The following is a 14,415-nucleotide window of genomic DNA, read 5'->3' as shown; positions in this document are numbered from 1 at the left end:
CATGCTGAACGCGCGGGTTCGATTCCCGCTACCCGCTACAGACGCTCAGAAGGCCGACCGGCCCCGGAACAGCGTCCTGGTCCGGCCGCCGATCCAGACCTGATCGTCAGCCTCTGTGATCGATACGCTTCCGGTCCGGCCCAGGCGCGTGCCCTGGCTCGCTTGATAGGGCGCGGTGACGCGACCGGTCTCCAGCATCCACTGCGCGACCGAGGCGTTGAGGCTGCCGGTCACCGGATCCTCGATCAGGCCTCCGAACGGATCGCTGAAGATCGCGCGGATTTCGTAGGCTGCATCACGGCCGGCCGGATAAGGCCCGACGACGCCGATCTCCATCCGCGACGGGTGATAGCGCGCGGGTTCGAGCGCCAACACTTCCTCCGCCGAGCCCAGCAGCACCGCTGCCCAGCCGGGGCCGTTGTCCGCCCAGGCCGCATCGAGGATACGGTCGCGGGCAATGCCGAGCACGCCTGCGATCTCGGCCAGCTTGTCCTCGTCGACCGGGCCGGAGCGGATCAGGGGCGGCGCGGCGAAGGCGAGCCGCTCCCCGTCGCGGCGGAGCGGAACGAGTCCGGCGCCGCATTCCTGGATCACCACGCCCGCATTGCGCGGCGCGCCGCCCGCCTCCAGCCAGGCATGCGCGGTGCCGAGCGTCGGATGGCCGGCGAACGGCATCTCGCGGTCGAGGGTGAAGATGCGAACGCGATAGTCGGCTTGCGGGTCGGTCGGCGGCAGCAGGAACGTCGTTTCCGACAGGTTCAGCCAGCGGGTGATGCGCTGCATCTGGTCGGGGCTGAGGCTCGTCGCGCCATGCACGACCGCGACCGGGTTGCCGCTGAAATCTTCGACCCCAAACACGTCGACCAGGCTGAAATCCATTGCTTCGCTCCTCGGTTAGCCGGCCGCGTCGATCAGCCAGCGCGCCGCCAGTTCCTCCTGGCTCGGGCTCAGCCGCGCCCTGAACCCCGGCGCCAGCTCGCGCGCGCGACGCTGGAAACTGTCGTTCTGGTACAGCTGGCGTAGCGACGTCGCGAACGCTTCGGGCTGGATCGAGCCGGCATAGACATGGCCGCCCAGCTGCAGCCGCGTGATCGCCTGGCCCGTCAGCGCCTTTTCGAGGTCGTAATGCACTACGACCACCGGCACGCCCGCGGCGAGCGCGCTGCTGGTGAAGCCCAGCCCGCCATAGGTCATCACCACGCGCGAGCGCTCCGCGATCCGGGCGAACGGGATCGGCGCGGCCTCGACCGTGAACCCCATCCGCGCGAGCTCCGCCTGCTGCACTCCGGACGCACCCTGGGCATAGACGCGGACCGGAAGCCCCGAGCGCGCAAGACCGTCCCACAGGGCCGGCGTGCGCAGCAGTGCCGCGTCGGCATAGAGGAAGACCTCCTCTCCGGCGCCCGCCTCTCCCACCGGATGAGCCACCGACGGGGCGACCACGGGCTCCCACCGCCACCTGGCGTAGACGTCGAGTTCGGTGAAAGTGCCGGCCAGCGCATGATCGGCGCCGAACATCTCCGGCAGGTGGGCGAGCGGCTGCAGCCTGGCCGCGGCCATCGATGCGTTGACCGCCGCGAGCACGCCCGTTTCGGGATAGGCGGCGGGCTGGCCGGTGAGGCTGGGAAATTCGTCAAGATGCGAAGGCACCGAGTCGAACGCGAGCCCCATTGCGAGCGTGGGCATCCGCCCGCGCGCAGCCGTCAGCAAAGCCGGCGCGAAATCTGCCGCGACCGCGTCGGGTCGCATTGCATCGAGCAGCTGACGCCAGGCCTGAACAAGTGTCGGCAGCGTGCCCTGAATATCGAGGCCGACACGGACGAGGATGTCGCCCATCGTGTTCGGCATCGGCCCGCCCAGCGCGCCGACATTGCCGAGCAGCCGGGGCCAGATCGGCGCCTGCCAGAGCTGCACGTTGGCGGGCAGGTCGAAATCGCGGCTCAGGCGCTGCGAAGCAAGCACGACCTCGTGCCCTTCCGCGGCCAGCCGGCGCGCCACATCGGCCATCCGGACCAGATGACCGCGATTCGCCCCCAGCTCCCAACCCAGCAGGAATTTCGCCATGGCGTCAGATGCCGCCCTGAACGGGGTCGCGGCCAGCCGCGCTGAGACGAGCGGCCAGATCGGCGCGGCAGGCGTCGAGCGCCGCCCGGTCGGTCGAGCGGATCACGAAGTTGGCGCCGACCCTGCCGTCGCGAAAAAAGGGGTAGCTGCCGATCTGACAGCCCGGATGCGCCTTTTCTGTCGCGCCGAGCATGTCGGCGACTTCGCTTTCGGCAACCCAGCAGCCGACCGTCTCCGACAGCATCGGCCGGCCGCCCTCCAGCGTGCCAGACAGTGCGTCGAGCATCATCGCGGTGATGTTCGGCACGCCCGCCATGATGAAGATATTGCCGAAACGGATGCCGGGCGCGCCGGACATGCGGTTTTCGATCAGCTCCGCGCCTTCGGGCACGCGCGCCATACGCAGCCGCGCGTCGGTGATGCCGCCACGGCTCCGATAGTAGCTCTCCAGCATCGCCCGCGCGCGCGGATGGACGACGACCGGCACGCCCAGCGCTTCGGCGATCGCGTCGACGGTGATGTCGTCATGGGTCGGGCCGATGCCGCCGGTCGTGAACAGATAGTCGTGGTGCGCACGCAGGCTGTTCACGGCCTCGACAATGGCCGGCACCGTGTCGCCGACCACACGCACTTCGCCCAGCCTTATGCCCTGCAGGTTCAGCCACAGCGCGATTTGGGAAATGTTCCGGTCCTGCGTGCGCCCGGACAGGATCTCGTCGCCGATGATGACGAGCCCGGCAGTCCAGATACGGTCGGAATCCATCATTCCGCCTTACCGCAGCCCACGTTCCAGGCAACAGCGGCTTGCAGCAGGTGCGTTACAGTCATAATACACCAACATCAAAGGAGAGTCTGATGATCCGGATGAGCGGGCTGTTGCTTTCAGGGGTGTTGCTGGCAGGGTCGCCGGCGGGCGCGACGACGGTTGCTGGCCCTTGGCCGGTTTCCGACCCGACCGAGGTGATGGTGCTCGGAAGTCCCCACCTTTCTGGCATCGAGTCCGTCCAGCCCGAATGGCTGGAGCCGATGCTCGCCCGGCTCTCGGCGTGGCGTCCGCAGGTTATCACCATCGAAGGGCTGTCCGGTCCCGAATGTCATCTGCTTCGCGTTTATGAGAAGAACTGGCCGGATACCGCCAACGACTATTGCAAGACCGTCGAGCGCGTGTCTGCGCTGGCGGCGAAGTCCACCGGGCTCGACATGCCGGCCGCTGAAGCGGAAGCGGAAAAGACGGTGGAGGGGCTCGGCACCTCCCCTTTGCCAGGCGAGCGGCGCCGTCTCGCGGCAACGTTCGCCGCTGCCGGCAATCTCGGCTCGGCGGCCGTGCAGTGGCTGCGGCTTCCGGTTGCCGAACGGCGCGAGGGCGACAGCATCGATGCTCCGCTCAAGGCTGCGCTCGACGAGCTGATCGTCCGCCGCAACGAAAATTATCTTGTCGGCGCCGCGCTCGCCGCCCGTCTCGGCCTCGAGCGCATATACCCGGTCGACGACCATCTTTCCGATCGCATCATGGACGGGGCGCCGCCGGGTTTCGAGCAGACAATCCCGAAACTCTGGAACAGCGGACCGAAACCCCAGTCCCGGATCAGGGCCGAAGCCATGGAAAAGGGGCTGAAGGATGGCGCGACCTTGCTCGCTTACTATCGCTTCCTGAACCTGCCCAAGACCGGAGAAGAGGCTGTCGCGTCCGACATGGGCCGGGCGTTCCGCGATTCCTCTCCGCAGAAGCATGGCCGTCGCTATGTGGCCGGGTGGGAAGCACGCAATCTGCACATGGTCGCGAACATCCGCACCGCGCTTGGGCATCGGCCCGGAGTGCGCGGGCTGGTGATCGTCGGTGCAACCCACAAGCCCTATTTCGAAGCCTATCTCGGCATGATGCACGGCATTCGGCTGGTCCCGACCGCCGAGGTGCTGGGGAAATCGGCCGGCTTCATTGTCGGCTAAGGCCTCGATCGCTACATTGCGGCCATGACCAGCTATATCGACGCCGATTCCGCCGCGACGCGCACCAACGCGATCAAGCTGCACGGGCCCGAAGGGTTCGAGGGCATGCGCAAGGCGGGGCGGCTGGCAGCGGAGATCCTGGATGCGATCGCGCCGCACATGGTGCCGGGCGTAGAGACGCAGGCGATCGACGACATGATCCGCGAGCAAATGCTGCGCGGCGGCGCAGTGCCGGCGACGCTCGGCTACCGCGGCTATACCCATTCCAGCTGCATCTCGATCAACCACGTCGTCTGTCACGGCATCCCGTCGGAACGGACGCTCAAGGACGGCGACATCGTCAATGTCGACGTGACGCCGCTGCTCGACGGCTGGCACGGCGACACCAGCCGCATGTACCTGATCGGCAATGTCGGCGTGAAGGCGAGGCGGCTGGTGGACGTCACCTATGAAGCGATGATGCTGGGGATCGAGCAGGCGAAGCCGGGCAATCGGCTGGGCGACATCGCCCACGCGATCCAGTCCTTCGCCGAAAAGCACCGTTACGGCGTCGTCCGCGATTTCTGCGGACACGGCGTCGGGCGGCTGTTCCACGATGCGCCGGAAGTGGTGCATGCCGGCCGGCCCGGCACCGGTCCGGAGCTTAGGCCCGGCATGTTCTTCACGATCGAGCCGATGATCAATATCGGCCGTCCGGATTGCAAGGTGCTGGAAGACGGCTGGACCGCCGTGACCCGCGACCGCTCGCTCTCCGCCCAGTTCGAGCATTCGGTCGGCATCACCGAAACCGGCTGCGAGATTTTCACCCAAAGCCCGGCCGGGCTGGACAAGCCGCCTTACTTCTGACCGTCGCTTGGCTGCGCGGCTGGCACCGCAGCCTCTGCCGGCTCGGCAACGATATGGACGCGGCGGTTCCGTTGCCGCCCCGCTTCGTCGTCCTTGCCTTGAAGCGTTGCGTTGGGCGCGACCGGCCGATCCTCGCCCAGCCCGATCGTGGTCACGCGCGCCGCGGCCACGCCGTGTTCCACCAGATAGTCGCGGACGGCCTCCGCGCGCTTTTCCGACATCCGCTTGTTGGCTTCGTCGTTGCCGCGTGAATCGGTGTGGCCGCGGATCGTCACCGGACCGGCCATCGCGGCGATCCTGCCCAAGACTTCGTCGAGGCTCGCCCTGGCTGCATCGGTGAGCGCCGCATCGTTTGAATCGAACAGCACCGTCGCGTTGACCGGCTCCGGAGCAGGCGGCGGCGTTGGCGTCGGCGTTTCGACGACCGACGGGCGCATGATCGACTCCTGCGCTGCCTCGGTCGCTGTCGGGGCGGGAGTGGGCGCAGGCGACGTCCTCGTCGCCACCGCGTTCGGCTGCCGTCCGGGCTCGTCGCCGCATCCGGTCAGGGCAAGGCAGCCCAGCCATAAACTCACGTGCGGCCAACGGGTCATTTCGTCACCTCCGAAGCGAATGAGGGCGCGGACGAAGGCATCTCAGCCTCCGCTGCAGCCGATGCGGGCGCATAGGAAACGACGATATCGCCAGGCTCCGGCGCCGGCCGCGACGCGTGAGTGAAGAAGCGAAGCGCCCCGCCCTTGCGGATCAGCAGCAGCAGATCGGCTTGCTCCGGCAGCGCCGCCTTCAGCGCGTCCAGCCCGGTCGGTTCGCCGACTTCCGTCGCCAGGAAGGTCCAGCCGGCGGCTTCGCGTGCCGCCAGATCCTCGACGCCGAGCCCGGTGGCGAACAGCGCGCGGCCGCGCAGCTTTTCCGGCAGGCTGCGCGGATCGTCGCCCGCGGCGCTCCCCAGCTGGTAAACGGAATCGCGCCCCACTTCGGGCGCGAATTCGTTGCAGACCAGGGCGTTGTACGCCTCGTTGTCGCTGGTCGCCGCCAGCATCTGGAACTGGCTCAGATCAAGCCGTTCCTCGGTCGCCTCGGCCAGGATTTCGCCGTGAAAGCTCGGAATGTCCTGCGCCCGCGCGGGCGTCAGCCGCTGCCAGCTCGTGTCGCTGACCATGACGGCGACGCCCAGGCTGCGCAGATGGGCGGCAAGCGACAGGCTCCAGGGCGTCGCGCCGACGATCAGCAGCCCCTTGGCCGCATCGCTCTCGATTCCGAGCCGCCTTGCGAACAGGCGGGCGGTGAAGCCGTGCGCGACGATGGTCGAGATCACCACCGCGAACGAAAGCGTGACGAGCGTGCCCCCGTCGCCATAGCCGAGATCCCCCAGGCGAAGCGCGAACAGCCCCGACACCGCTACGGCGACGATCCCTCGGGGCGCCAGCCAGGCGATGAACAGCCGTTCCGCCCAGGGCAGGCGCGAGAAGGCCAGGCTGATCAGCACGGTGGCCGGGCGCACGACGAGCAGCAGCACCAGAAGGAACGCCGCGAAGCGCATCTCGAACTGGCGCAGCACCTGAAGGTTCAGCGATGCCGACAGCAGGATGAACACGCCGGAGACCAGCAGGACGGTGATATCCTCCTTGAATTTGTGAAAGTCGCGGAAGCTGGCGAGACGCATGTTCGCCAGCGACACGCCCATCACCGTCACCGCCAGCAACCCGGTCTCCTGCTTCAGGAAGTTTGCAAGCATGAAGGCGCAGATCACCGTGACGAGCAGCACCGGCGCCTTCAGGAATTCGGGCACGTCGCCGCGCGGGAACAGCCAGCCGATCAGCGCCGCTGCGGAAAAGCCGATCAGCCCCGCCACCAGCGCCGCCGCGCACAGCGAAATCGCGACGCTCGCCAGCGTCGCGCCATTCTCCACGTTCAGCAGATATTCGTAGGTCATGACCGCGAACAGCGCGCCGATCGGGTCGTTGACGATCGCTTCCCATTTGAGGATCGCGCGCGGGCGCGGCCCGATATTCAGCTGGCGCAGCAGCGGCAGCACCACGGTCGGCCCGGTCACGACAAGAATGCCCGAAAACAGGATCGCGACCGGCCACACCAGGCCCGCGACATAATAGCAGGCCAGAGCGCCGAGCACCCAGCTGATCGGAACGCCGATCAGCACCAGCCGCGCCACCGCCCCTTCGGCGTGCCGCAATTCGCGGAAATTGAGATTGAGGCCGCCGACGAACAGGATGATCGCGACCGCGATCGAGATCGCAGGATCGAGCATCTTGCCGAAATCCTGCTCAGGATGGATCACGCCCGTCACCGGTCCGGCGACAATGCCGGCCAGCAGCATCAGCGCGATTGCGGGCCATCCGGTACGCCACGCGACCCACTGCGCCCCGATGCCCAGCACGCCGATCAGCGCGATCACCAACGCGTCATGATTCATCCGTTTCGCTGCACCCTTTCGTTTCGTCTACATAACCAAGGGGCGGACGGATGTGTCCAGCACCGCCCTTGCGGTGCACCCCCGATCGCAGCACAGTCCCCCTGAAAGGGGAGCATCGGGATGCGGGCGATCGTGATTTCGGCGGCGGCGCTGGCGCTGGGGGTCGCGGCTTATGCGCAGACGGGCGGGAAGCCGGGGGCAAAGGTCGACGGCGCCTATCTGACGAAGGGCGGCGACGGGACGGACTGGCCGGCGGTCGGCCGCGATTACGACGAGCAGCGCTTCAGCCCGCTGACCCAGATCGACGACGCGACCGTCGGCCGGCTCGGCATCGCCTGGTTCGCCGACCTGCCCGATGCGCGCGGCGTGGAGTCGACGCCGGTAATGGTCGATGGCGTGCTTTACGTGACCGGCCCCTGGTCGAAGGTCTTCGCCTATGATGCAGTGACCGGCGAGCCGCGCTGGAGCTATGACCCGCAAGTCGCAGGGGACAAGGGCGTCCAGGCCTGTTGCGACGTCGTCAATCGCGGCGTCGCGGTGTGGAAGGGCAAGCTGTATCTCGGCACGCTCGACGGACGGCTGATCGCGCTCGATGCCGCGACCGGAAAGCCGCTGTGGAGCGTGCAGACCACCGACCCCGCCAAGCCCTATACGATCACCGGCGCGCCGCGGGTCGTGAAGGACATGGTGATCATCGGCAATGGCGGCGCCGAATTCGGCGTGCGCGGCTATGTGACCGCCTATGACGCGGCAACGGGCAAGAAGCGCTGGCGCTTCTACACCGTGCCCAACCCGACCGGGCAGCCGGACGGCGAAGCATCCGACCCGATCATGGCGAAGGCCTTCAAGACCTGGAGCGCGAACGGCCAGTGGAAACAGTCGGGCGGCGGCGGCACGGCCTGGGACGCAATCGTCTACGATCCCGCGCTCGACCAGCTCTATATCGGCGTCGGCAACGGCAGCCCCTGGAACCATCAGGTGCGCAGCGAAGGCCAGGGCGACAATCTGTTCCTGTCGTCGATCGTCGCGCTCGATCCGGACACCGGCGCCTATAAATGGCACTATCAGGAAACGCCGGGCGAAAGCTGGGACTATACCGCGACGCAGCCGATCATCCTGGCGGAGCTGGGCGGCCGCAAGCTGCTGCTGCACGCCCCGAAAAACGGCTTCTTCTTCGTGATCGACCGCGAGACGGGAAAGCCTGTTTCCGCCGACATGTTCACGGCCGTGAATTGGGCGACCGGCTATGACCCCAAGACCTGGCGGCCGATCGAGAACCCCGAAGCGCGCTACGGCGCCAACGGCAGGCCGTTCCTGGCCGCCCCGGCGCCGATCGGCGCGCATAGCTGGCAGCCGATGAGCTTTTCGCCCGCGACCGGGCTCGTTTACCTGCCGGTCAACGACATCGGCTTCGGCTACATCCCGCCGCTGTCCGCGAAGGACGCGTCGCGCGAGGCGATCGGCTTCAATGTCGGCGCGAACATGAGCGAGGGGATGCTCCCGGCCGATCCCGCCTTCATCAAGGCGGCGATCGCAGCGACCAAGGGCGCGCTCGTCGCGTGGGACCCGGTCGCGCGCAAGGCGAAGTGGCGGGTCGATTATTCGACGCCATGGAACGGCGGCACGCTGGCGACCGCGGGCAACCTGGTTTTCCAGGGCACGGCGCTGGGCGAATTCCGCGCCTATGCGGCGGACAGCGGCAAGCAGCTCTGGTCGCTGCCGGTGCAGTCGGGCGTGCTCGCGGCGCCGTCGACCTACAGCATCGACGGCGTGCAATATGTTGCGCTGCTGACCAGCCGCGGCGGTGCCTGGGCGCTGACCTCGGGCTATGCCGGCGGCGCCGCGAACAAGGTGCCGAGCATCCCGCGGCTGATCGTGCTGAAGCTGGACGGTAAGGGCCAACTGCCCGCGCTGCCGGCAGACGCGGCGATGAATTTCGACCCGCCGCCGGCAACGGCGCCCGCCGCGCAGGTCGCACAGGGCAAGGCGGTCTTTGGCCGCTATTGCCAGGTCTGCCACGGCGCGAACGCCGTCAGCGGCGGCGTGACGCCCGACCTCCGCCATTCCGGCGCGCTCGGCGATGCCGATACCTGGAAGAGCATCGTCATCGACGGCGCGCTCCACGACCGCGGCATGGTCAGCTTCGCGAAAGTGCTGAGCCCGGCAGACGCCGAAGCGGCCCGCGCCTATGTCATCGGCGAAGCGAACTGGGCCAAGACGCACGATCCGGCGATTTTGGGGACCAAATGAGCAGGCAAGGCTTCCGCTCGTCCTGAGCGGAGGCCGAAGGCCGTAGTCGAAGGGCGTGATTTCGGAGCAGCGCCCTTCGACTACGCGCTGCGCGCTGCGCTGAGGACGAGTGCCGTCGGGAGCGCCTCAATGGAAATCGCGCGTCTTCACCCGGATCAGCTCGCCGCGATCGGGTGAGCCGGCGTGCTTCGCACCGTCGCCCCGGCCGTGGTGATGAGGGAAGTCCATCTCGCCGACCTTGCGCAGCAGGGGCGTCGAATCCTCGATCCGATCGCTGACGACGTGGATCACCTTGCCTTCGATCTGTAGCCTGCCGTGGACGGTGATCATGGCCGATCCCATGATCGCGCGCCGCTGCCGTTCGAAATCGCGCTGCCAGACGATGACATTGGCGATGCCGGTCTCGTCCTCCAGCGTGATGAAGCAGACATTGCCTTTGCCGGGCCGCTGGCGGACCAGGATGATGCCGGCGACCGTCACCTTTGCGCCGTCCTTCAATCTGGCGAGACAGCCTGCGGGCACGATCTGCCGGCGCTCCAGCTCCGGCCGCAGAAAGCGCAGCGGATGATGCCTGAGCGATAGCTGGATCGTGCCGTAGTCCTCGACCACCTCGCGTCCCTCCGTCATCGGGCGGAGCGTGACGGCCGGTTCCCGGTCTTCGACCGATCTGAACAAGGGCAACTCGGTGTGCCCGAGCCCCCGTACCTGCCAGAGCGCCTGGCGACGATCGAGACCGAGGCAAGCGAAGGCATCCGCTTCGGCCAGCCGCTCTAAGGCTGCGACCGGCACGCCCGATCGTTGCCAGGCATCTTCGATCGAAACGAAGGGCCCGTCCATCGCGGCGATGGCGACAAGGGCGCCGTGATCTTCCGAGAGACCTTTGACCAGCCTCAGGCCCAGACGCACCGATTTGCGTTCCGCGTCTCCTGACAGCGTGCAATCCCACCGGCTCGCATTCACGCAGGGCGGCAGCACCTCCACGCCGTGCTCGCGCGCATCACGGACGATCTGGGCCGGCGCGTAGAAACCCATCGGCTGCGCATTGAGCAGGGCGGCACAGAAGATTTCCGGATGGTGGCATTTCATCCAGGACGAAGCGTAGGCGATCTTGGCGAAGCTGGCGGCGTGGCTTTCGGGAAAACCATAGCTTCCGAAACCCTCGATCTGCTTGAACGTCCGTTCCGCAAAGTCGCGCGTGTAGCCGTTCGCGAGCATGCCCCCGATCATTTTGTCACGTAATTTGTCGACGCCCCCTCTGGATTTGAACGTTGCCATGGCACGGCGGAGTTGGTCTGCTTCGGCAGGGCTGAAACCAGCGCCGACGATCGCGACCTTCATCGCCTGCTCCTGGAACAGCGGCACGCCGAGCGTCTTTTCGAGAACGTCCTTCAGCTCCTGCTTCGGATATTCCGGCTTCTCTTTCCCCTCGCGCCGTCGGAGATAGGGGTGAACCATGTCGCCCTGAATCGGCCCCGGCCGCACGATCGCAACCTGGATGACGATGTCGTAAAACTCTTTCGGTTTCAGGCGCGGCAGCATCGACATCTGCGCCCGGCTTTCGATCTGGAAGACGCCAAGCGTGTCGGCGTTCGAAATCATCTCGTAGACCTTTGAGTCATCCGTCTGCAGCACGGGTGAATCGAGCGTCAGGCGCTGGCCCTTATGCTCCTCCAGCAGGTCGAACGCGCGGCGCATGCAGCCGAGCATGCCGAGCCCCAGCACGTCGACCTTCATGATCTTCAGCTCTTCGAGATCGTCCTTCTCCCATTCGACGACGCGGCGATCCTTCATCGTCGCGGGTTCGATCGGCACGAGATCGTCGAGCCTGTCGCGAGTGAGCACGAAGCCGCCGGGATGCTGGCTCATATGCCGCGGCGTGTCGATCAGCTGGCGGCTCAGCTCCAATGCCAGCGCGAGCCGCGGCTCGTTGAGGTCGAGCCCAAGCTGTTCGACATGCCGCTCGGCAACGCCGTCGCTCGACCAGCCCCAGATCTGGCCCGAAATCGCACTTGTCACGTCTTCGGACAGGCCCAGCGCCTTGCCGACTTCGCGTACTGCGCCTCGCGTGCGGAAACGGCTGACCACGGCCGCCAGCGCGGCATGCGAATGGCCGTAGGTTTCGTAAATCCACTGGATCACTTCCTCGCGCCGCTCATGCTCGAAATCGACGTCGATGTCGGGCGGCTCGTCGCGCGCGTCGGAGAGGAAGCGTTCGAACAGCAATTTGTGTTGGATGGGATCGATCGAGGTGATGCCCAGCACGAAGCAGATCACCGAATTCGCGGCCGATCCCCGGCCCTGGCAAAGAATGCCCTGGCTCCTGGCATATTGAACGATCGAATGGACGGTCAGGAAGTAGGGAGCGTAGCGCCAGCTCGCGACCTGTCTCAGTTCATGTTCGAGGAGGTCGGAATATTCTTTCGGCTTGGCCGGGAATTTGGCGTGCAGGGCCTCGCGGGTCAGCTTTTCAAGCGCGTCCTGCGGCGTGCGGCCGGACATGACGATCTCGTCGGGATATTGGTAGCTGAGCTCGCGAAGCGAGAAAGTGCAGCGTGCGGCGATATCGACGCTCGCGCGCACCGCATCCGGAAAGCGGGCGAACCGCCGCTCCATCTCCTTCGGCCTATTGAGGTAGCGATCGGCATAGCGTTCGCGGCGGAAACCCAGTTCGTCGATCGTGCAATGTTCGCGGATCGCGGTCACCACGTCCTGCAGCATCCGCTTGTCGGGGCAGTCGTAGAGCACGTTGCCGGTCGCAAGCGGCCGCACTCCGTAGCGCCGGGCCAACGTATCGAGCGCGTGCAATCGCGCGGCCTCGCCCGGACGGCGGCGATGGGAAAGCGCCAGATGCGCGCGGTCGCCGAAAATGCCCACCATTTGCGCGAGCGCAATTCCGGTGACGCGATCTGCTTCCTCCGGAACCAGCGCCGCCACCAGTCCGTCGCTCCATGCCGCGACGTCCTCCCAATGGAGAAAGCACTGGCCCTTTTCGCCCTTCTTGCGGTCGACGCGGCCCTTGCCGATCGTCAGCAGCCGCGTGAGACGCGACCAGGCGGCGCGGTCTTCCGGCCAGACCAGCAGGCCGGTTCCGTCCATCAGGTCGAGCCGGCAGCCGGCGACCAGCCGGACGCCCGTTGCCTCGGCGGCGACAAGGGCTTTGACCAGCCCTGCGACCGTGTTGCGATCGGTGATGCCGATCGCTTCGTAGCCGAGCAGCGCAGCCGCCGCGAACAGCTCCTTCGCGCTAGAGACGCCGCGCAGGAAGCTGAAATGGGTAGAGACGTTGAGTTCCGTGTACATGGCCGAATCGTCGGACCAGATACACCAATGTTCTATCTATGTTCCAGCCTGAGGCGTTTTACTCCGCCGCCATCAGCTCCGGCGTCGTGTCCCGGCGCACCGCGCCGGCCTTGCGGAAGGTCATCGCGCCGTCCTCGACCTTGCCGAATTTCAGGTCGAGCATGTCGAGCGCGTAATTCTGGTGTACGCGCCAAGGCCGTTTCGAGCCCTGTTTCGGCAATTTGTCCAACGCGCGCTGGACATAGCCTGAGGTGAAGCTGAGCCAGGGTTGTTCCTCGACCTCCGGATCGTCGAGCACCGGCGTCGCGATCTGGGTGCCGGTGCGGTCCATATGGTTCAGCAGCCGCGCCACATACATGCAGGTCAGGTCAGCCTTCAGCGTCCAGGACGCATTGGTGTAACCGAACGAGGTAGCGAGGTTCGGCACGCTCGAGAACATCATCGCCTTGTAGGTCATCGTCTTCGCGAGCTCGACCTGCTCGCCATCGACGGTGAAGGCGACGCCGCTCAGCAGCTGGACATTGAGGCCGGTCGCAGTGACGATGACATCGGCTTCGAGCTCGCGGCCATCCTTCAGCAGGATGCCCTTCGGCGTGAAGCGGTCGATGTGCCCGGTCACCACCTCGGTCGAGCCGCTCCGAATCGCTGCGAACAGGTCGTCGTCGGGCACGAGGCAGAGACGTTGATCCCAGACATTATAGCTCGGCGTGAAATGCGCCATGTCATAGCCTTCGGGCAGCAGCGCCTTCACGCGTTCCAGCACCCAGGCATTGACGCCTTCGGGATTCGTCCGTGTCTTTTTGTAGAAATACATGCCGAGCAGCACGTTCTTCCAGCGCGTCAGGCCATAAGCGAGCTTCGACGGCAGCACTTTCCTGAGCGCGTTTGCGATTTTGTCCTGGCTGGGGCGCGAGACCATGTAGGTCGGCGATCGCTGCAGCATCGTAACATGCGCCGCTTCCTTCGCCATTTCCGGGACGAGCGTGACCGCGGTCGCGCCGCTGCCGATCACGATGACGCGCTTGCCTTTATAGTCCAGCTGCTCGGGCCAGTGTTGGGGATGGACGATCTGCCCACGGAAATCTTCGCGGCCCTGGAACTCCGGCGTGAAGCCCTCGCCGTAATTGTAATAGCCGCTGCACATGAAGAGGAAATTGGCCGAATAGGTCGCGGCCTCGCGGTCCGGGCCGCGCTCGACTTCGACCGTCCAGCGCGCCGTGCCCGAATCCCAGGACGCGCGCTTCACCCGGTGCTGGTAGCGGATATGCTTGTCGATGCCGTAATGCTCGGCCGTTTCGCGCAGATAGTTCTTGATCGACGGGCCGTCCGCGATCGCCTTGGCTTCCTTCCACGGCCGGAAGGAGAAGCCCAGCGTGTGCATGTCCGAATCGGAGCGGATGCCCGGATAGCGGAACAGATCCCATGTTCCACCAAGCTCGTCGCGCCCTTCCAAGATCAGGTAGCTCTTGCCCGGCGCATAGGCCTGCAAGTGATAGCCCGCGTCGATGCCGGAAATCCCGGCGCCCACCACCAGCACGTCCACCGATTCGATCATGCCCGCATCCTTCCTGACGTTT

10 protein-coding genes are annotated in these 14,415 nt (G+C 66.2%); 3 read left to right on the top strand and 7 right to left on the bottom strand.

Going from position 1 to position 14,415, the window contains the following annotated elements; all coding sequences use genetic code 11:
• Positions 1 to 45: 45 nt before the first annotated feature.
• The 3 genes from VFT73_RS04075 to VFT73_RS04065 are packed head-to-tail and all read right to left on the bottom strand — an operon-like array spanning position 46 to position 2,830.
• Positions 46 to 879, bottom strand: coding sequence for a PhzF family phenazine biosynthesis protein (locus tag VFT73_RS04075; protein WP_326408884.1), 834 nt, complete (start codon positions 877 to 879; stop codon positions 46 to 48).
• Between the two features lie 15 nt (positions 880 to 894).
• Positions 895 to 2,064 carry a glycosyl transferase-like UDP-glucuronosyltransferase gene (locus VFT73_RS04070; protein ID WP_326408883.1) on the bottom strand — a complete coding sequence of 390 codons (1,170 nt, stop codon included), beginning with the start codon at positions 2,062 to 2,064 and terminating at the stop codon, positions 895 to 897.
• Between the two features lie 4 nt (positions 2,065 to 2,068).
• Entirely contained in the window at positions 2,069 to 2,830 is a 762-nt protein-coding gene (locus VFT73_RS04065; protein WP_326408882.1) for a competence/damage-inducible protein A, read from the bottom strand.
• A gap of 89 nt (positions 2,831 to 2,919) precedes the next feature.
• On the opposite strand from VFT73_RS04065, the gene VFT73_RS04060 reads away from it, so the two are divergent.
• Positions 2,920 to 4,011, top strand: a complete 1,092-nt coding sequence (locus VFT73_RS04060) for a DUF5694 domain-containing protein (RefSeq protein WP_326408881.1) — start codon at positions 2,920 to 2,922, stop codon at positions 4,009 to 4,011.
• A 24-nt stretch (positions 4,012 to 4,035) separates the two neighbouring features.
• Entirely contained in the window at positions 4,036 to 4,857 is an 822-nt protein-coding gene (map, locus tag VFT73_RS04055; RefSeq protein ID WP_326408880.1) for a type I methionyl aminopeptidase, read from the top strand.
• Here the strand turns inward: map and VFT73_RS04050 are convergent.
• Positions 4,848 to 5,450, bottom strand: coding sequence for an OmpA family protein (locus tag VFT73_RS04050; protein WP_326408879.1), 603 nt, complete (start codon positions 5,448 to 5,450; stop codon positions 4,848 to 4,850). The genes map and VFT73_RS04050 overlap by 10 nt on opposite strands.
• Positions 5,447 to 7,288 (bottom strand): sodium:proton antiporter, encoded by a 1,842-nt coding sequence (locus VFT73_RS04045; protein WP_326408878.1) that lies wholly within the window; start codon positions 7,286 to 7,288, stop codon positions 5,447 to 5,449. Before VFT73_RS04045 ends, VFT73_RS04050 begins: the two co-directional genes overlap by 4 nt.
• Positions 7,289 to 7,408: 120 nt before the next feature.
• Between VFT73_RS04045 and VFT73_RS04040 the strand changes: the two genes are divergently transcribed.
• A complete protein-coding gene (locus VFT73_RS04040) occupies positions 7,409 to 9,538 on the top strand; it encodes a PQQ-dependent dehydrogenase, methanol/ethanol family (protein WP_326408877.1) in 2,130 nt (709 codons plus the stop codon).
• Positions 9,539 to 9,664: 126 nt separating this feature from the next.
• Here VFT73_RS04040 and VFT73_RS04035 read toward each other — a convergent pair whose 3' ends face one another.
• Together VFT73_RS04035 and VFT73_RS04030 are read right to left on the bottom strand one after the other, a co-directional pair.
• A complete protein-coding gene (locus tag VFT73_RS04035) occupies positions 9,665 to 12,838 on the bottom strand; it encodes an error-prone DNA polymerase (protein WP_326408876.1) in 3,174 nt (1,057 codons plus the stop codon).
• 58 nt (positions 12,839 to 12,896) lie between these two features.
• Positions 12,897 to 14,393, bottom strand: coding sequence for an NAD(P)/FAD-dependent oxidoreductase (locus VFT73_RS04030; RefSeq protein WP_326408885.1), 1,497 nt, complete (start codon positions 14,391 to 14,393; stop codon positions 12,897 to 12,899).
• Positions 14,394 to 14,415: the final 22 nt, after the last annotated feature.

The organism is Sphingomonas sp., from assembly GCF_035758555.1.
Lineage (GTDB): Bacteria > Pseudomonadota > Alphaproteobacteria > Sphingomonadales > Sphingomonadaceae > Sphingomonas_B.
Note: the sequence above shows the minus strand (reverse complement) of the source record. Positions and strands in the feature narration are given on the sequence as shown.